The sequence below is a fragment of the Microvirga sp. BF8 genome (assembly GCF_059888585.1).
In genome coordinates this window covers 2,461,069-2,477,455 of record NZ_CM187619.1, presented here as the reverse complement: position 1 = coordinate 2,477,455, position 16,387 = coordinate 2,461,069, and the positions used below count along the sequence as shown (strand labels likewise).

Below are 16,387 nucleotides of genomic sequence, written 5' to 3'. Positions count from 1 at the left end.
CGCTTCCCGGGGCGCCAGATCATTAAGAGAAAAAGCCTAGGGTGCCACTGCGTAATCCGCACCGGAGAGCGATTTCAGGACTGTGTTACCTTGCGGCAACTTATGCCCCGATGACATCGGCCCAGACCGGAAAGCTTGGCCCCCTCTGAATCTCTGCCGCCTGTTGGATGCGATGACGGCGAGATCCCTCCGGCGCAGGACCTCAGGCAGCTTGCGGCGCACCGTCGCCCGGGTCTCGGCGATGCCCTTGCCGGTCGAAACCGGGTCCTGTGCGGTGCCTCGGGTCATGGGCCGCCTCCCAGTGCGAGGCCGGGAAGGGTGCAGGCGCAAAGCGATTTGGCCAAACCTCGCGGATAGGCGTGTCCAACCACCCGCGAGGGAGGTTAGATTCTGCGCTGACCATTTGGAAAACAGGATGGCTGGCGGACCTGGACGGGATTCAGCCCGAGGAAGCGGGAAACCGGACGATCGCGCGTGTGCCCGCCCCGGGGCTGTCGGACACGATCCTGACGGTTCCACCCAGTTGGGTTGCCATCGAGCGCACGAGGCGCTGCCCGAGACCTGAAGACGTGCGAAGGCTGGTGGCCGGCGCGACGCCCACCCCATCGTCAACGACCGTCAACTCGTAACAATCATCCTGGCGGACGAACTGAATGGTGATCGTGCCGCTGCGATCGTCCGGAAAGGCGTATTTCAGGCAGTTCGTTACCAGTTCGTTGACGATGATCCCCAAAGGAACACTGCGCTCTTGCGGGAGCCAGTGCCGCTCAGCTTTCGTCCGTATCGCGATCGGGCGAACGCCGATGAGCGACGCTGTGATCTCCTCGCACAGGTCAGTCATGAATGCGGCAACGTCGATCACCGACGCCGTTCCCGCGCCCGGACGCAGGCGCTCGTGCACGCGGCTCAGCACATGAATTCGGTTAGCCGTGGTTGCAAGCATATCCTGCACGAGCGGATCTTCCGCTGCGCGCTCCTGAAGGCGCACCAGCGCCACGAGAGTGGCGAGATCGTTCTTGATGCGGTGCCCGGCTTCCTGCAGCAAAAGCTCCTTTTCCTGTTCGGCTGCGGCAAGGCGTCTGTTTGCGTCGATCAGACGATGAGTTGTGCTGTGGAGAGCTTCGATGATGACGCTGGTCGTCAGACCGATGCCAATGAACAGCAGAAGGCCGACATTGGTGCGGGGATCGGCAACCGCAAAGCTGCCGGCCGGTTCGATCAGGAAATAGCGCGCAAATGCTGCGCTGAGCACGACCGAGTAGATGCCGCTGCCGCGATCGAACAACATGGCATTGACGACAATGGCCGGAAAGAACAGCAAATACGGGTAATCCGGCAAATATGCTGTAAGGCTTTGCCGCAGAAGCAGCATCCCCGTCACGACGAGGGTGGCTGCGACGTAGCGGCCCCAAGCGGGCCAAGCTCGTGACCGGAAGCAATAGGCGAGAAGCTTTTGCATCTCGAGGCAAAGCCGCTCAGGCTGGGTCAGTTCCCCGAACAGGGCCGCGCGCCCAGACATGTAACCTAGGCCTAATGAGGAACTGGCGCGCCCCTGCACAGGTTGATCTCCAGTGAGCATGATCTGAGGTGACGCGCCCCTCCTGACGTAGCAGGGGCCGGCATTTTGGATTGCCTCCTGCTTGAGAGGGCTCCTTTCGCCCGCGCTGTCACCAAGGGATTAGTATGGCTTCCCGCCCGTTGTGCCTGATTGCCGAGGATCAAGGTCCAGTCGGTCTCACTCTTGAAGCTCAGTTGAACGACGCCGGATTTGGAGTCGTCAGTGCCTTTCCGGACAATCGCTCGATCCTCCACTGGCTGGCCCAGAACACGCCCGACGTGGCCCTGCTGGACTTCATGTTGCGAGATGGCTCCTGTGTGCCAGTTGCACGCGAGCTGAAGGTTCGCGGAATCCCCTTCGCCATCTATTCTGGCATGCCTCCCCGCGAGCGGCTTCCAGCAGAGGTGCAGGGGGTGCCCTGGTTGAACAAGCCTGCCCGCCGTGAGCAGATCGCAGAAACGTTGGGGTCGTTGTTTGAGCGTCGATCATCCCACCCGTAACCGTCAGGACATTGACCGGGGGCGATCGCCAAAGCATCGTAAAGGACAAGCTGTCGATCCGATGGCAGCGTCCCTGCGTCGATCCGGCCGAGGCTGGATAGAGATCTTGCATCGCTGCGGAGTGTGAGTAAGGCATCAGGAGCAATTCAGAACCCGCGCAGGCTTTGGAAGAGCATCTCCAGAACCGGAGCACTGCAAAGACGGCGCTAGATGTTGATCCAAAGATCGCCGACAAGCGACTTCGTGACCAATGGACAGGGCCACAATGACCGCTGCGGCCCTGTTCCTACTTTTGGCCCACATCAATTTTGCAGTGGAGCAACCTGTCTTGCCCGGTTGCGGCGCCGCTTGAGCCACAAATAGCCGCCAGCAGCGATCAGGAACGGCAGTCCCTCTCTGCGTCTCGAGCAGAGCTGGAACCGTGAAATTGGCTGGCTTGTGGCCTAGCTGTGACACGGATACCCAGCCTCATGACACTTTAGAGTAATTTCTCTTGAGTCTCAGAATGTTGGGTTGGCTGGGGGACCTGGATTCGAACCAAGACTAACGGAGTCAGAGTCCGCTGTTCTACCATTAAACTATCCCCCAACGGGAACCGGCGAAGTCCTGTTTCGTCCCGAAGATTGGCTCGATTCGGGAAGACGAGGCCTGCGGCGTCCGTGGATGGCGGTCAGATAGGTGCTTTTTCGGCTGCCGTCAACAGCTTCCCTGCGCCTTTGCGGGGGGCGGGGAGCCTGCATGGCGATTCAGGGATTATTCAACTAAGCCGTATCATTGTGACGTCCATGGCGGCCCGGCCTGAGTGCGGGCCCGCAGGAGAACGATAATTATGATGTTTGGTCGATCGGTTCCGAGATGGGCTCTGGGGGTAATTGCGGGGGGCCTGGGTCTCGGTGCCTTGAATGTTCAGGCTGCGCCCATGCCTGTCGGGTCCGCCGATGCCCCGGCTGTGGTTCAGCAGGTGCAGTTCTATTATGACGGGCCGGATTATTACGATCCTCCGCCGCGGCAGCGCTATTACGGGCCGCCGCCCGGCTATCGCCGCCCGCCGCCGCCTCCCGGCTATTATGGCCCTCCGCCGCGCCACGGTTATTACAACCGCGAGGCGGCCAAGGAATACATGAAGGACTACAAGCGCGCCCAGAAGGAGATCACCAAGGACCAGATCCGCTCCTGGAATCGCCGCAACGGCTTTTGAGGCGTCGGTGAGAAGCGGCATGCATGCCGTCCGTCGCCTGAGCCTGGAGCGGTTCGATGGGAACCGGAAAAGCGCTTCTGGAAGGCCTTGCCAGGTGCATTTTCAGGCGGACCGGTTCCCATCTCGCCTGAAAACGCACTAATCGTCCATCGCGCCGCCTTCGGGCGGCGTGTCCATGTCCAGCTCCGAACGCAGACAGGCCTCGTCCGAGGCGTCCTCGTCGGCGGCCACGATTCGCTCATAGCGGTCGAGCGCGCCCTGGAGGATGTAGGCGGCCGCCATCTTGTCCACTGCCTCGGCGCGGGCGGCGCGGGAGGCGTCGGCATCGAGCAGGGTCCGGGTCACGACCATGGTTGAAAGCCGCTCGTCCCAGAACAGGACCGGCCCGTCATAGATCGGCTTCAGGTTGCGCACGAAGGCGCGGGTCGCCTGGGCACGCGGGCCTTCGGTTCCATCCATGTTGAGAGGCAGCCCGAACACGAGGCCTCTCACGTCGTAACGGTCGGCAAGGGCCTTCAGGCGCTGCGCGTCGGGGGTGAACTTCACCCGCTTGATCGTCTCGAGCGGCGTTGCGATCCGCCTTTCCACGTCGGAGAGGGCGAGGCCGATCGTCTTCGTGCCGAGATCGACGCCCATCAGGCGCGCGCGGGGCGCAAGCCCCTCCATGAGCGCGACGAGTTCCTGGTCCTTGGCGAGCAATGGCGGTCTCCCTTTCAGGACGGCACCCTACAGGAAGATGGGGAGCAAGTCGTCCCGTACCGGGGTGCCACACCTTTCTTCCGACGGATTTATTGCCTAGCTTCGCCAGCCCACATTGGGCCGCGTATCGTCGCACCATGGCCTAGCGCCGCTCCCGCCCCATTTCATTCCAGATTCGAGGGTCCCTTCATGAAAATCACCTGGTTCGGGCATTCCGCCTTCCGCCTTGATTTCGGAAACAACGTCGTCCTGATCGATCCGTTCTTCACCGGAAACCCGGCTTTCGAGGGCCGCCCGGAGCAGGCCTCCGAGGGCGTCACCCACATTCTCATCACCCATGGCCATGCCGACCATATCGGCGACGCGGTGGCGATTTCCAAAGCGACCGGGGCCAAGGTCGTTACCAATTTCGACCTGTGCATGTATCTGGCGAGCCAGGGCCTGGAGAACTTCGATCCCATGAATACGGGCGGCACGACAGACCAGGGCGACTTCTCGGTCACCCTCGTTCGGGCCGATCACTCCGCCGGCCTCGTGGAGACCGGTGTGAACTTCCCGCTCGGGAGCGCCAACGGCGTCATCGTCAAGGCTCCGGGAGAGCCGACGGTCTATCACATGGGCGATACCGACATCTTCGGCGACATGGGCCTGATCGCCGAAATCCACCAGCCGGAGGTGGCCATGGTGCCGATCGGCGATCGCTTTACCATGGGCGGGGAGGTCGCGGCCCTCGCGGTGCAGCGCTTTTTCAAGCTCAAAGCCGCGATTCCCTGCCATTATGGCTCCTTCCCCATGATCGACCGGACGGCGGACAAGTTCGTCGCGGCCCTGGACGGGAAGGGCACCCAGGTGGTGGTGCCGCACAAGACGGTCGGCGTGAGGATCTAGCCGTCCCGTCATCACCGGCGGCCTAGGGCCGGGAAGGGCTTATACCCTTGTCATTCCGGGACGGCCCACAGGGCCGGGCCCGGAATCCGTCACCGCCGGCCTGATGAGAAGGGTGCAGCGGCTATCGCCGCTCTCCGACCTCGAACCGTCGTGGCTATGGGTTCCGGGCCCGCACCTCCGGCGCGTCCCGGAATGACGGTGGGGGCTGATCTGCCCCTCCCATGAGCCACATCCAACATTGCGGCCCAAGGCGGGCGGGTGTTATAGCCCGCGCAACAGCATCAAAGGGTTTGGCCATCCATGTCGGTCGATCAGAAAACCGTTCGCCGGATTGCGCATCTGGCGCGCATTGCCGTCACGGAGGAGGATGTTCCGCACCTCCAGGGCGAGCTCAACGCCATCCTGTCCTTCGTCGAGCAACTCAACGAGGTGAACGTGGACGGCGTCGAGCCGATGACCTCGGTGACGCCGATGACCATGAAGAAGCGCCAGGACGGCGTCACCGACGGCGAGTACGCCGAGAAGGTCCTTCGCAATGCCCCGGCGCGGGAGGACGACTTCTTCGTCGTGCCGAAGGTGATCGAATAGGCACTCATCCTTCCGGTCGAGCGAAGCTCAGGAACCGGAATCCTGTCGTCGAGCGAAGTCTCATCACGTTCCCGGATCGCCTGCCGCGGTCCGGATGACGAGGAACAAGTCCCGTGACCGAACTGACCCACCTCACCATCGCAGAGGCCCGTGACGGCCTGAAGGCCAAGACCTTTTCCGCCACGGAACTCGCCCAGGCCCATATCGATGCCATCGAGAAGGCGAGGGCGCTCAACGCCTTCGTACTGGAGACGCCGGACAAGGCGCTCGCCATGGCCAAGGCCTCCGAGCAGAGGATCGCCGGGGGCGAGGCCGGGGCGCTGGAAGGCATCCCGCTCGGCATCAAGGACCTTTTCTGCACGGATGGTGTGGAATCCACCGCCGGGTCGAACATCCTGAAGGGATTCAAGCCGCCCTACGAGTCGACCGTCACGCAGAACCTCTGGAACGACGGCGCTGTCATGCTCGGCAAGCTCAACATGGACGAGTTCGCCATGGGTTCGTCCAATGAGACCAGCGCCTTCGGACCGGTCGTGTCGCCGTGGCGTCGCCAGGGCTCGAACGTGTCGGCGGCGGCATCGGGCGCCATCGAGGGCACTCACCTCGTTCCCGGCGGCTCGTCGGGCGGGTCGGCGGCGGCCGTCGCGGCCCATCTCTGCCTGGGCGCCACCGCGACCGATACGGGCGGGTCCATCCGTCAGCCGGCTGCTTTTACCGGCACGGTCGGCATCAAGCCGACCTACGGCCGCTGCTCGCGCTGGGGCACCGTGGCCTTCGCCTCGTCCCTCGATCAGGCCGGGCCGATCACCCGCACGGTCCGCGATGCCGCGATCATGCTGCGTTCCATGTCGGGGCCCGATGCCAAGGACACCACCTGCGCCGACCTGCCGGTGCCGGATTTCGAGGCGGCCGTATCGCGCGGCGTGAAGGGCCTGAAGATCGGTATCCCGAAGGAGTATCGGGTCGACGGCATGTCGCCGGAGATCGAAAAACTCTGGCAGCAGGGTACCGAATGGCTGCGCGCGGCCGGGGCGGAGATCGTCGAGGTCTCGCTGCCGCACACGAAATACGCGCTGCCGGCCTATTACATCGTCGCGCCCGCGGAAGCCTCGTCGAACCTCGCCCGCTATGACGGCGTCCGCTACGGGATCCGCGAGAACGGCAAGGACATCACCGACATGTACGAGAAGACCCGCGCCGCCGGTTTCGGCCGCGAGGTCAAGCGCCGCATCATGATCGGCACCTATGTGCTGTCGGCCGGATACTACGATGCCTATTACGTGCGTGCCCAGAAGATCCGGACGCTGATCAAGCGGGATTTCGAGGAGGTCTACGCCACGGGCGTTCACGCGATCCTGACGCCGGCGACCCCCTCCGCCGCCTTCGGCATCGGCGAGAAGGGCTCGGGTGATCCGGTCGAGATGTATCTCAACGACATCTTCACGGTGACGGTGAACATGGCGGGCCTGCCCGGCATCGCCGTTCCGGCCGGGCTCGATGCCCAGGGACTGCCGCTCGGCCTCCAGCTCATCGGACGCGCCTTTGACGAGGAAACTCTCTTTGCTGCCGGCCAGGTCATCGAGGACGCGGCGGGCCGCATCGCGTTGCCTCAAGCCTGGTGGGCGAGGGCGTGACCCCTCCCTCCGTACCTCTCGCCGTCTGGCTCTGGGGCGCCTTCGATCCGGTCCTGGTCGTCGTCGCCGTGATGCTTGGGTGGAAGGCCGACCAGTTCGGCAAGGTCTTCATCGCTGCAATCGCCGCCCTGGTCGCATCCGTGCTGGTATCGTGGCTGATCACCGGTCTCGGCATTCCCTGGTTCGCCCCGGTGAGCCATGATTCACCGATGCTCCTGCCCGTTCGTGCCATCGCGGCGCTTCTCTGGGCGACCGGGGCCTATGCCGTGCGCCGGGCGGCGGGACGATAGAATGGAGGCCGTCCCATAACTCCCCGCCGTCATTGCGGGACAGCGCGGAGCGCTGGGCCCGTAACCCATAACCACTAGCGTTTCCAAACAGAGAATTGCCGCAGCCGCTGCGCCTTATCCTGCATCGTTAGCGCTCATGGGTTCCGGGCTTCGATTCGCGGCCCCGGAATGACGGAGGTTGAAACGCCTCACGCCGTCATTCCGGATTGCCGTCAGTGGTGCAGGATCGAAAGCAGCGATATCCGCTACGCGCTATCTAGGTCTCGGCGATTCCAGCGGGTGCACCGCTGCCCGACAGCGCGGTGTCGATTTCGGCCAGCGTTGCCTTCTCCGCTTCGCTCACCGCCACGCCGCCGAATCCGAGGAAGCCGCCCTCCTTGCCGGCCTCCGCCGCTTCCTGGGCCACATGCCGCAGCCAGGCCTTGAAGGCGGGCGCGTCCTCGGGCGCCTTCGCCGCCAGGATGCCGGACACGGCCCGCAATTCGTCGATGGCCTTCTGCTTCACGGCGCTGAATTCGCTCCCCTTGAACCGGTCCTGGAAAGACTTGCGCACCGCGTCGCGGGTCGTCGGATCCGCGATATCGTCCGCGACGGCCTTAACGAGTGGATTGGCATTCACGTCCTGTTTGGCCGCGAGAAGGGCCCAGCCGCCGGACATGGATTCCTTCAGCAGGCCCCAGAGCCCGCTGGGTTCAGCCGCCGTGATCGCCATCCCTGCGATCATCGGGCTTGCGACGATCCGAGCCCATTCATCCGGGGTGAAATTCGACTTGGTGGCCATGTCCTTCCCCTTCGGTTCGAGCGCATCGGTGGCGCCTGCCGACGGCTCAATCGCCATAAACTTGGCTTTGTTCCGTCATCCCGAAGGTTTCAGCGAGACCCTTCTCACCCGAAGGGGTGATGGCGAGCGCCCGGCTGTCCTTGATCCGCTCAATCCAGCCGAGATCGAAAAGGCGCGTGCAGAGGGCCGAACCCAGCCGGCCGGCGAGATGCGGCCGCCGCTCGCTCCAGTCGAGGCAGGTCCGGCAGAGGGCTCCGCTACGGCTGCGGTCCTGTTCTGGATCGATCCCGAAATCGCAGAAGAAGCGGCGTCCCTCGTCCGTGAGGGCACCGGCGCTATCGGAGAGGACGATGTAGCGGCGCTCGGTGAGCGTGTCGGCCAGAGCGATGCCGAGCCGGCCTGCCAGATGATCATAGCAGGTGCGGGCGCGGCGCAGGGCCCGGTCCTTGGGACCGACCGGGCGATGGCGTCTGGGGCCGAAGGAGGCGACCGCCATCAGCGCCTCGATCGCCTGGGCGATCTCGGGCGAGGCCAGGCGGTAATAGCGATGGCGGCCCTGACGGGTCATGGCGATGAGGTTCGCCTCAGCCAGCTTGGCGAGGTGTCCGCTTGCCGTCGGAGCACTGACGCCGCTGTGCCATGCGAGCTCGCCTGCCGTCAGGGCGCGACCGTCCATGAGAGCGGAGAGGATGTTGGCGCGGGCGACATCGCCGATCAGGGCTGCGACCTCCGCGAGCGTGATGCCTGAGACCATGTTCGTCATGGAAACGATTGTAGCGAACCGGAGAGGCGGGGTCAGCCACTAACGCTTCGGTCCTGGCCGAAGCGTTCCCGCAGGACGGGGAGGGGGCCGCGTGCCAAGGTCCCGCGTCACGCGAAATCAGAAGGAACCACGGCCCATGAGTCCGGCCCGACCCCCCAATTATACCCTTGAGCTTTCCCTGCTCGCCGCGCTCGCGACCCTGTGGGGCGCCTCTTATACGTTCATCAAGATCGGGATCGAAACGATCCCGCCCGTCACGCTGATCGCAGCCCGCACCGTGATTGCCGGCGGCGTCCTGCTGGCCATCCTGCGCCTGCGCGGGATCACCTTGCCGCGCGATGCGGTAACGTGGCGGAAATTCGCGTTCCAGGCCTGCCTCAACAGTGTCGTACCCTTCACTCTCATTGCCTGGGCCGAAAAGTCGGTGGATGCGGGGCTGGCGGTCATCCTGAATGCGATGACCCCGGTCTTCACTTTTCTCATCACATCCCTCTGGACCCGGCACGAGGCCACGTCGTTCCGCAAGATGGCGGGGGTGATGATCGGCCTGTCCGGGACCTGCGTCATCGTCGGAACACAGGCCTTCACCCATGTGGGGCAGGAATTGCTGGCTCAGCTCGCCGTTGTCCTGGCGACGGTCTGTTATGCCGGAGCAGCGATTTTTGGCCGCAGTTTCAAGGAGCTCGACCCGATGGCACCTGCCGCCGGATCGCTGCTTTCCGGCGCCGCGCTCCTGATCCCGATCAGTCTCGTCGTCGACCGGCCTTGGACGCTCGATCCGTCAGGGGCTTCGCTGGGGGCCCTCGTCGGGCTCGCGGTCTTTTCCACCGCCCTTGCCTTCGTGCTTTATTTCCGGCTCATCCACACGCTCGGATCGCTGGGCACCACGGCCCAGGGCTACCTGCGGGCGCCTATCGGGGTCGCGATCGGCGCCTGGGCCCTTGGCGAACGCCTGGAACCGTCGGCCTGGGCCGGGCTCCTGCTCATCCTCGCCGGCGTCGCACTCATGACAATCCCGCAGGAGAGGCCTGGGCCGGTGATCCGGGCAACCTGACGCGGTGCGATCGCGGGCCCGGGGAGGTCCTTCCGACCGTCACGAAAATGGGCCTGACCGGGGGTCAGGCCCATGACGCTACTTCCGACGCGGCGAAAGCTTACGGCTTCGGCGCGGTGGTGTTGGACGGAGCCGACGGCGAGGCCGGCGCGGGGTTGGCCGGGGCCGTCGTCGAGCCTGTGCCGGTCGAACCGGTGTTCGGCGCGGCCGGGGAGGCAGGCTCGGTCTGGGATTGCGGGGCAGTCGTGCTGCCGGTCGTGCTCACGTCCCGGCTGCCGCCATCGTAGAACAGGAAGGCGAGTAGGCCGAGCGCAATCACCAAGCCGCCAATCAAGTAAGCAAGAGTATTGGAACCACGAGCCTCGCGCTCGTAAACCTCGTTTTCACGGTTGTAGAGGTTCGGATCCCGATCCATCGGATCTACAGCCATCATTATCTCCTTGACCATTTACCGACCGAACAACGCTCGATGTAGGGCACGGTTTCATGGAGGCTGGGCTTTATGGCTAAATAACTGTGCACAAATTATAAATGACCTTAACAATACTCGGCATTAATCTGAACGGATGTTCAGATTCGAAAGGGGTTGACCGGAGCCGCCTCAGGCTCTTACTCCGGTTTGAAATCACCGCAATTCGAAGGCGCGAGGCCCCATGAACGCTCCGGTCAATCCAAAGAAGCTCATCAAGGGTGCGACAGGCGATTGGGAAATCGTCATCGGCATGGAGATCCATGCCCAGGTGACGAGCCAGGCCAAGCTGTTCTCCGGGGCTTCCACGGCCTTTGGAGGCGATCCGAACAGCCACGTTTCGCTGGTGGATGCCGCCATGCCCGGCATGCTTCCGGTCATCAACGAGGAGTGCGTCCGCCAGGCGATCCGCACGGGGCTCGGCCTGAAGGCCCAGATCAACCTCAGGAGCACCTTCGACCGGAAGAACTATTTCTATCCGGATCTGCCGCAGGGCTACCAGATCAGCCAGTACAAGAGCCCGATCGTCGGGGAGGGTGAAGTCATCGTCGACGTCATCGAGACCGGCGAGACGATCACGGTCGGCATCGAACGCCTGCACTTGGAGCAGGATGCAGGCAAGTCGATCCATGACCTGCATCCCACCATGAGCTTCGTCGACCTCAACCGTTCCGGCGTCGCTCTGATGGAGATCGTCTCGAAGCCGGACCTGCGCTCGTCCGACGAGGCGCGGGCCTATGTGACGAAGCTGCGCACGATCCTGCGCTATCTCGGCACCTGCGACGGCGATATGGAGAAGGGCAACCTGCGCGCCGACGTGAACGTGTCGGTCCGCCGTCCCGGCGACCCGCTCGGCACCCGCTGCGAGATCAAGAACGTCAATTCGATCCGCTTCATCGGGCAGGCCATCGAGGTGGAAGCAAGGCGCCAGATCGGCATCCTCGAAGATGGAGGCGCGATCGAGCAGGAGACGCGGCTGTTCGATCCCGGCCGCGGCGAGACCCGCTCCATGCGCTCCAAGGAAGAGGCGCACGATTACCGCTACTTCCCCGATCCGGATCTGCTGCCACTCGAATTCGACCAGGCCTATGTGGACGATCTTGCGCAGCACCTTCCGGAGCTTCCGGACGAGAAGAAGGCCAGGTTCATGGCCGATTATGGGCTGCCGGCCTATGACGCCAGCGTTCTGGTGGCGGAGCGCGCCTCGGCCGATTTCTACGAGAACGTCGCGAAGGGCCGCGACGGAAAGGCTGCGGCGAACTGGGTCATCAACGAACTCTTCGGACGTCTCAACAAGGAGGGCAAGGACATTGCCTCCTCACCCGTGAGCGCGGCTCAGCTCGGCGGCATCATCGACCTCATCGGCGAGGGCGTGATCTCGGGCAAGATCGCCAAGGACCTGTTCGAGATCGTCTTCACCGAAGGTGGCGATCCACGCGAGATCGTCGAGACCCGCGGCATGAAGCAGGTCACGGACACGGGCGCCATCGAGACTGCCATCGACGCAGTGATCGCCGCCAACCCGGACAAGGTCGAGCAGGCGAAGGCCAAGCCGACCCTGCTCGGCTGGTTCGTCGGCCAGGTCATGAAGCAGACGGGCGGCAAGGCCAACCCGCAGGCAGTGAACGAGATGCTCAAGGCGAAGCTCGGCATCGAGTGATCCTGACCACCGTCCTCCCGGCGCGCCGGGACGGGTCGGACCCTCTGCCAGCAAGCCAGCCTTTCGATCGGGCGGGCTCTCGGGTTGTTCCTTCCCTGTGATTCCGGCGCGACTCGAAAAGACGCGCCCGGAACCGCTGGCCGCTGAGCTTAACGGCGCAGAGGCTGCCGCGATTGCCTGCTTTGAAACGTTGGCGGCGATGGATTCCGGATCTGCCGACGGCTATCCGGAATGACGCCTTTCCCGAAAATGCGATGGGGGTATGAACCCCTGTCATTCCGGGGCTGCGCCATTCCGCAATGACGGCGGATTTCTCCCTGATTTTTCGCCATCCTGGCGAAATCGCCGGACCTGCTGTAATCTTCACCACGCGGCCCGAGTCGTCGGCCGCTTTTCATCAACCTCAGCCGAAGGAGGCGTCACATGTTCTTGCTTCTTGCTCCATGCGCTCACGCCGCATTCCTTCACCCCATTCACGCTGTAGGTTTCGATGAAGCAGATCACACTTCCCTTTGTCTGGCTGACTATCCGCATTGATATCGCCCCGGCCACGCTCCGACGCGCCAAGCCGGTCAAGACCACACGCTCTCCATCCGACCCTGAACTCATTGCCGGCCTCCGGGCGTGGCTCAATCCCCATCTGCTGAGGGATATCGGGCTGGATCGGGATCGGAGTGATTGAGAGTTCGCGCCGGGCCGGTCAGGGAATCTCGTAGACTGAGAACTCTTCCTGCATACCGCGCAGGGCGGTCCTTTGCAGTGTCGGGTGCAGGCCGCGCGCCGCGATGATGCGCGACGCGTTCGGATCCTCCACGACGGAGCCCGTGGCGAAGATGGCCCGCGAGAGGGCAAGGCCCTGGACTCGCGAGGCGATGTTGACCGTCTGGCCGAAATAATCCTGCCGGTCGTTCAGGGTCACGGCGAGGCAGGGCCCTTCGTGGATGCCGATCTTCAGCAGGAGGTCCTCCTGCCCGCGCGCCTCGTTGAGGGAGCGCATGGCCTCGCGCATCCGCAGCGCGGCCGACAGGGCATGGTCCGGTGTCGGGAAGGTCGCCATGACCGCGTCGCCGATGGTTTTCACGACGGCTCCGGCCTCGGATGCCACGATCTCGTTCAGCACGCGGAAATGCTCGCGGACCAGGTCGTAGGCCACGAGGTCGCCGACCCGCTCGTACAATTCCGTCGAGCCTTTCAGATCCGTGAAGAGAAAGGTCAGGCTGGTGATCTTCAGGCGCTGGTCGATATCGAGCGTGTCGGTGCGATAGAGATCCCTGAAGGTCTGGTTCGACAGCAGGCGCTTGGCCGTGACGAACGGCCTGCGCCGACCGAGCAGGGCATGCAGCTTGTCATTGGCGATCCAGACCGCCGGTAGGACCCGCTTCGCCGTCCGGTTTTCCAGCGACAGCCGCAGAGGGCCCGGCCTCAGTTCCACCGTATCGTGGTGCGCGTGGCCCTCGTTGTAGACGATCGACAGGTTCTGGCGCTCCTTGGATGGTTCGCCCTTCACGTCGATGAACTGCGCCTCGTGGGTGACCGGTTCGAAGACGATGATGAACTCGGCCGGAAGCTGCAATGACAGGGACGCACGCTCTCCCGGCGCGATTTCGATCGAATCGAGGACAATCTCCTCGATGATCGCCTCGAAATCCTCCGGAAGGTCGACCCCCGAACTCCAGAAGAACTGCCGGGCGTAATGCCACATGGGCAGGGTGTCGGGGTCATGCGCGGCGATCCTGCGTACGCGCGGGCTGACGGTGAAGGTCACCTCGACCATCTCGTCGAGGGTCGGCTCATAGCCCGCCCCGCACAGGGCGCAGCTGTAAGCCTCGTGGGTCACGGTCTTGAGGCTTGTCCCGGCATCCAGGACCCCGCCGCATCCAGGGCACAGCACGTTCCAGGACATTTCGAAAATGCCCAGGCGCGCGGCGTGCAGGAAGGCCGCGATCAGACGCTCCTCGTCGACGCCCGCCTGGCCTGCGAGGGAGAGCACGTTGATCCGGTTCAATGCGTGGTCCGGGGCCTCCCGGACCAGGCGCTCGATCACTGCAACGGCTGCCGGATCCGCCGACTGGCGCAGGACCGTGAAAAGCTTCTGATCTTCGCCCATGGTGCAGCCTCCTTGGAGGGCTCCACCCGGTGCCTGACATCGGATCGACCGTCGCCACGCGGCACCGGGCCCCGTTACGGGAAACGGCACATCAACAGCTTATAATATCACCACTTGGGAACAGCCGCTCACTCTTTGGCGACAGGGAAGCGTGCCGGAACCTCGGAGGGTGAGTGGATTCTGAGAGTCGATTGCGGCCCCGCCATGTCCATGCGGGGACGGTTTCCGTCACGCGACGCCGAATTCCTCCGCATAACGGTTGGCGACGTGGGTCTGCCAAAGGCACAGGGCGGGAGTGACGATCAACTCCAGGAAAAGTCCACCCAGCATGAAGAGCGATGGCAATCCCGTCAGCATGAGCCCCACCAGCCGTCCGAGGCCGCCGATGACCACGAGCAGCGTGAGGAGCCGGAACCTGTTGGTCCTCAGCTCGATCCTCGGCACGGTGCTCCAGAAGCAGAGACCGATGCCGAGGAGGAGCGCGGACAGAAACCGGAAATGGCTTTCCGCCGAGATGCTGACCGCATCGCCGGTCAGCGCCTGGCCGAACAGAACCCCGAAGAGACCCGCCGCGACGGGAATGATGGCGAGGACCGCCACCGCCTGCTGTAAAAGTCGCCGTTGCTTGTCCATGCGCGCCCCGTCGTTCCGATCTGAGATTTTGGTCCTTTCGACCCGTGAATCAATCGAATTCATGCCGGTCCCGGTTTTGCGGCCCGAGAGAATCCTCTAGGGTCGGCGCGTTCCATCGCACAGGTCCCATGATGTCCGCACGTTTCGATCTCCACGGCATGTTCGTTTCCGGCCCGACCTACAAGGTCGGCCTGATGCTCTCCCTGGCCGGAGAGCCCTTCGACTACACGCACATGAACCTCATGGAAGGCGAACACAAGCGCCCGCCCTATCTGTCGAAGCAGCGTTACGGGCAGGTGCCTCTGCTGGTGGACCGCTCCAACGGCCGCCATCTCTGCCAATCGGCGGCGATCCTGGAATATCTCGCCGATACCTTGGGCAAGTTCGGCGGCTCCAGCTTGGACGAGCGCCTGCAGGCCCGCGAATGGCTGTACTGGGATTTCGATCGCCTGGCTGCGCCGCTGTACCGCGCCAGGATCATCAAGGCCGGCATCCGTCGTGCGCCGGCGGACGTCCTCGAGGATTGTCAGAATGCCGCCAAGGCAGCGCTGAAGGTGCTCGATGGCCATCTCGCCGGTCGCGACTGGCTCGTGGGCGAGGGCCCGACCATCGCCGATATCGATATCTACGGGGTCGTGGCCTTTGCGGGAGGCGCCGGTCTCGATCTGGCCGACTATGCCCAGGTCGCAACCTGGGTGAAGCGCGTCGAGGCGCTTCCCGGATTCAAGCCGGCCGATGCGCTCCTTCCCAAAGAGTCCCGTGAGGCCGCATGAGTGCGCTGACGATCCGCGAGGCCGAGCCGCAGGATCTCGAAGCCATCATCCGCCTCCATGAGGAGGATGAGCTCGGGACCAATGGCGACGCCTGGACGCAGGAGAACGAGCCCGCCTATGAAGCTGCCTTCGCCGCGATCGCGCAGAGCCGCGAAAGCAGCCTCTACGTCGCAACGGATGGGAAGGAGGTCGTCGGCACGTTCCAGCTCACCTTCATCCCCAATCTCACGGGACGCGGCGCGCTTCGCGTGAAGATCGAGAGCGTGAAGGTGAAGACTTCGCGCCGGTCCGGCGGGATCGGCTCCCGGATGATGGTCTTCGCAGAGGATGAGGCGCGCCGGCGCGGCGCCAGGATGCTCGAGCTGTCCTCGAACAAGACGCGCAAGAACGCTCATCGGTTCTATGAGCGCCTCGGCTTCGCCTGCAGCCACGAGGGCTTCAAGAAGAAGCTCTAGAAACTCCTCTCCAGCATTCCGGGGCCACGCCGCAGATCGCCCCGGAATGGTAGGAAGAGCCTCTTCAGGCCTTGTCGCCGCCCTTCAGGCGCTTGTTGCACTCGCTCCAGAATTTCGGCCACTTCATCTCCTTCGTGACCTTCCCGGCGGCCTTGGCGCCCTTCCACTCGGCGCTGCACTTGGTCATGCGCTCGCGGGCGGCGAGCTGGCCCGCCGTCGGCTCCTTCTTAGGCATGGTCTGAGCGAAGGCCGGGAGTGGCGCGGCGAGAAGAAACACCGTGGCGGCGGCAAAAACGGTGCGCAGAATGCGATGTGTCATCGAATGCCCCTATTGCGC

General features: G+C 63.8%; 20 protein-coding genes and 1 tRNA gene. 11 read left to right on the top strand and 10 right to left on the bottom strand.

The genetic code is table 11. From position 1 onward, the window contains the following. Positions 1-36: 36 nt before the first annotated feature. The gene (locus tag AC522E_RS11780; RefSeq protein WP_500746455.1) at positions 37-288 is read right to left on the bottom strand and encodes a hypothetical protein; all 252 of its coding nucleotides are present in this window, start codon (positions 286-288) and stop codon (positions 37-39) included. 151 nt (positions 289-439) lie between these two features. Beyond that, a complete protein-coding gene (locus AC522E_RS11775) occupies positions 440-1,519 on the bottom strand; it encodes a sensor histidine kinase (protein ID WP_500746454.1) in 1,080 nt (359 codons plus the stop codon). A 164-nt stretch (positions 1,520-1,683) separates the two neighbouring features. Between AC522E_RS11775 and AC522E_RS11770 the strand changes: the two genes are divergently transcribed. Beyond that, entirely contained in the window at positions 1,684-2,058 is a 375-nt protein-coding gene (locus AC522E_RS11770) for a response regulator (protein ID WP_500746453.1), read from the top strand. 514 nt (positions 2,059-2,572) lie between these two features. On the opposite strand, the gene AC522E_RS11765 is transcribed toward AC522E_RS11770, so the two are convergent. Next, positions 2,573-2,646: transfer RNA gene (locus AC522E_RS11765), tRNA-Gln, on the bottom strand. A gap of 331 nt (positions 2,647-2,977) precedes the next feature. Between AC522E_RS11765 and AC522E_RS11760 the strand changes: the two genes are divergently transcribed. Continuing rightward, positions 2,978-3,256 carry a hypothetical protein gene (locus tag AC522E_RS11760; protein WP_500746452.1) on the top strand — a complete coding sequence of 93 codons (279 nt, stop codon included), beginning with the start codon at positions 2,978-2,980 and terminating at the stop codon, positions 3,254-3,256. A 138-nt stretch (positions 3,257-3,394) separates the two neighbouring features. On the opposite strand, the gene ruvX is transcribed toward AC522E_RS11760, so the two are convergent. Further along, on the bottom strand, positions 3,395-3,922 hold the full coding sequence (ruvX, locus tag AC522E_RS11755; protein WP_500750662.1) for a Holliday junction resolvase RuvX: 528 nt from the start codon (positions 3,920-3,922) through the stop codon (positions 3,395-3,397). A gap of 222 nt (positions 3,923-4,144) precedes the next feature. Here ruvX and AC522E_RS11750 point away from each other — a divergent pair, with 222 nt between their 5' ends. From AC522E_RS11750 to AC522E_RS11735, 4 genes are all read left to right on the top strand, one after another. Then, complete coding sequence (locus AC522E_RS11750) at positions 4,145-4,843, top strand: metal-dependent hydrolase (RefSeq protein WP_500746451.1); 699 nt, start codon at positions 4,145-4,147, stop codon at positions 4,841-4,843. A 300-nt stretch (positions 4,844-5,143) separates the two neighbouring features. Continuing rightward, positions 5,144-5,431, top strand: coding sequence for an Asp-tRNA(Asn)/Glu-tRNA(Gln) amidotransferase subunit GatC (gene gatC / locus AC522E_RS11745; RefSeq protein ID WP_500746450.1), 288 nt, complete (start codon positions 5,144-5,146; stop codon positions 5,429-5,431). 113 nt (positions 5,432-5,544) lie between these two features. Beyond that, entirely contained in the window at positions 5,545-7,065 is a 1,521-nt protein-coding gene (gene gatA / locus AC522E_RS11740; RefSeq protein ID WP_500746449.1) for an Asp-tRNA(Asn)/Glu-tRNA(Gln) amidotransferase subunit GatA, read from the top strand. Beyond that, complete coding sequence (locus AC522E_RS11735) at positions 7,062-7,355, top strand: hypothetical protein (RefSeq protein ID WP_500746448.1); 294 nt, start codon at positions 7,062-7,064, stop codon at positions 7,353-7,355. Before gatA ends, AC522E_RS11735 begins: the two co-directional genes overlap by 4 nt. Before the next feature lie 256 nt (positions 7,356-7,611). Here AC522E_RS11735 and AC522E_RS11730 read toward each other — a convergent pair whose 3' ends face one another. Both AC522E_RS11730 and AC522E_RS11725 read right to left on the bottom strand, forming a co-directional pair. After that, the gene (locus AC522E_RS11730) at positions 7,612-8,136 is read right to left on the bottom strand and encodes a hypothetical protein (RefSeq protein ID WP_500746447.1); all 525 of its coding nucleotides are present in this window, start codon (positions 8,134-8,136) and stop codon (positions 7,612-7,614) included. A 46-nt stretch (positions 8,137-8,182) separates the two neighbouring features. Continuing rightward, positions 8,183-8,899, bottom strand: a complete 717-nt coding sequence (locus AC522E_RS11725; RefSeq protein ID WP_500746446.1) for an ArsR/SmtB family transcription factor — start codon at positions 8,897-8,899, stop codon at positions 8,183-8,185. A 136-nt stretch (positions 8,900-9,035) separates the two neighbouring features. Between AC522E_RS11725 and AC522E_RS11720 the strand changes: the two genes are divergently transcribed. Further along, positions 9,036-9,953 (top strand): DMT family transporter, encoded by a 918-nt coding sequence (locus AC522E_RS11720; protein WP_500746445.1) that lies wholly within the window; start codon positions 9,036-9,038, stop codon positions 9,951-9,953. Between the two features lie 100 nt (positions 9,954-10,053). Here AC522E_RS11720 and AC522E_RS11715 read toward each other — a convergent pair whose 3' ends face one another. Continuing rightward, on the bottom strand, positions 10,054-10,386 hold the full coding sequence (locus tag AC522E_RS11715; RefSeq protein WP_500746444.1) for a hypothetical protein: 333 nt from the start codon (positions 10,384-10,386) through the stop codon (positions 10,054-10,056). 220 nt (positions 10,387-10,606) lie between these two features. Between AC522E_RS11715 and gatB the strand changes: the two genes are divergently transcribed. Together gatB and AC522E_RS11705 are read left to right on the top strand one after the other, a co-directional pair. Beyond that, the gene (gene gatB, locus AC522E_RS11710; RefSeq protein WP_500746443.1) at positions 10,607-12,082 is read left to right on the top strand and encodes an Asp-tRNA(Asn)/Glu-tRNA(Gln) amidotransferase subunit GatB; all 1,476 of its coding nucleotides are present in this window, start codon (positions 10,607-10,609) and stop codon (positions 12,080-12,082) included. Positions 12,083-12,572: 490 nt separating this feature from the next. Next, positions 12,573-12,764 (top strand): hypothetical protein, encoded by a 192-nt coding sequence (locus AC522E_RS11705; RefSeq protein ID WP_500746442.1) that lies wholly within the window; start codon positions 12,573-12,575, stop codon positions 12,762-12,764. An 18-nt stretch (positions 12,765-12,782) separates the two neighbouring features. Here AC522E_RS11705 and AC522E_RS11700 read toward each other — a convergent pair whose 3' ends face one another. Together AC522E_RS11700 and AC522E_RS11695 are read right to left on the bottom strand one after the other, a co-directional pair. Continuing rightward, entirely contained in the window at positions 12,783-14,189 is a 1,407-nt protein-coding gene (locus tag AC522E_RS11700) for an adenylate/guanylate cyclase domain-containing protein (protein WP_500746441.1), read from the bottom strand. 228 nt (positions 14,190-14,417) lie between these two features. Next, positions 14,418-14,822, bottom strand: coding sequence for a DUF4345 domain-containing protein (locus AC522E_RS11695; RefSeq protein WP_500746440.1), 405 nt, complete (start codon positions 14,820-14,822; stop codon positions 14,418-14,420). A 128-nt stretch (positions 14,823-14,950) separates the two neighbouring features. Between AC522E_RS11695 and AC522E_RS11690 the strand changes: the two genes are divergently transcribed. Both AC522E_RS11690 and AC522E_RS11685 read left to right on the top strand, forming a co-directional pair. After that, on the top strand, positions 14,951-15,595 hold the full coding sequence (locus AC522E_RS11690) for a glutathione S-transferase family protein (protein WP_500746439.1): 645 nt from the start codon (positions 14,951-14,953) through the stop codon (positions 15,593-15,595). Further along, positions 15,592-16,050 (top strand): GNAT family N-acetyltransferase, encoded by a 459-nt coding sequence (locus AC522E_RS11685; RefSeq protein WP_500746438.1) that lies wholly within the window; start codon positions 15,592-15,594, stop codon positions 16,048-16,050. The genes AC522E_RS11690 and AC522E_RS11685 overlap by 4 nt, the downstream gene beginning before the upstream one ends. Positions 16,051-16,114: 64 nt before the next feature. Here the strand turns inward: AC522E_RS11685 and AC522E_RS11680 are convergent, their stop codons facing one another. After that, on the bottom strand, positions 16,115-16,369 hold the full coding sequence (locus tag AC522E_RS11680) for a hypothetical protein (protein WP_500746437.1): 255 nt from the start codon (positions 16,367-16,369) through the stop codon (positions 16,115-16,117). Positions 16,370-16,387 lie beyond the last annotated feature (18 nt).

Coding starts and splice junctions, on each gene's coding strand:
- AC522E_RS11780 (WP_500746455.1), bottom strand. CDS start 288: ATGACCCGAGGCACCGCACAGGACCCGGTTTCGACCGGCAAGGGCATC.
- AC522E_RS11775 (WP_500746454.1), bottom strand. CDS start 1,519: ATGTCTGGGCGCGCGGCCCTGTTCGGGGAACTGACCCAGCCTGAGCGG.
- AC522E_RS11770 (WP_500746453.1), top strand. CDS start 1,684: ATGGCTTCCCGCCCGTTGTGCCTGATTGCCGAGGATCAAGGTCCAGTC.
- AC522E_RS11760 (WP_500746452.1), top strand. CDS start 2,978: ATGCCTGTCGGGTCCGCCGATGCCCCGGCTGTGGTTCAGCAGGTGCAG.
- ruvX (WP_500750662.1), bottom strand. CDS start 3,922: ATGGAGGGGCTTGCGCCCCGCGCGCGCCTGATGGGCGTCGATCTCGGC.
- AC522E_RS11750 (WP_500746451.1), top strand. CDS start 4,145: ATGAAAATCACCTGGTTCGGGCATTCCGCCTTCCGCCTTGATTTCGGA.
- gatC (WP_500746450.1), top strand. CDS start 5,144: ATGTCGGTCGATCAGAAAACCGTTCGCCGGATTGCGCATCTGGCGCGC.
- AC522E_RS11730 (WP_500746447.1), bottom strand. CDS start 8,136: ATGGCCACCAAGTCGAATTTCACCCCGGATGAATGGGCTCGGATCGTC.
- AC522E_RS11725 (WP_500746446.1), bottom strand. CDS start 8,899: ATGACGAACATGGTCTCAGGCATCACGCTCGCGGAGGTCGCAGCCCTG.
- AC522E_RS11720 (WP_500746445.1), top strand. CDS start 9,036: ATGAGTCCGGCCCGACCCCCCAATTATACCCTTGAGCTTTCCCTGCTC.
- AC522E_RS11715 (WP_500746444.1), bottom strand. CDS start 10,386: ATGATGGCTGTAGATCCGATGGATCGGGATCCGAACCTCTACAACCGT.
- gatB (WP_500746443.1), top strand. CDS start 10,607: ATGAACGCTCCGGTCAATCCAAAGAAGCTCATCAAGGGTGCGACAGGC.
- AC522E_RS11705 (WP_500746442.1), top strand. CDS start 12,573: ATGAAGCAGATCACACTTCCCTTTGTCTGGCTGACTATCCGCATTGAT.
- AC522E_RS11700 (WP_500746441.1), bottom strand. CDS start 14,189: ATGGGCGAAGATCAGAAGCTTTTCACGGTCCTGCGCCAGTCGGCGGAT.
- AC522E_RS11695 (WP_500746440.1), bottom strand. CDS start 14,822: ATGGACAAGCAACGGCGACTTTTACAGCAGGCGGTGGCGGTCCTCGCC.
- AC522E_RS11690 (WP_500746439.1), top strand. CDS start 14,951: ATGATGTCCGCACGTTTCGATCTCCACGGCATGTTCGTTTCCGGCCCG.
- AC522E_RS11685 (WP_500746438.1), top strand. CDS start 15,592: ATGAGTGCGCTGACGATCCGCGAGGCCGAGCCGCAGGATCTCGAAGCC.
- AC522E_RS11680 (WP_500746437.1), bottom strand. CDS start 16,369: ATGACACATCGCATTCTGCGCACCGTTTTTGCCGCCGCCACGGTGTTT.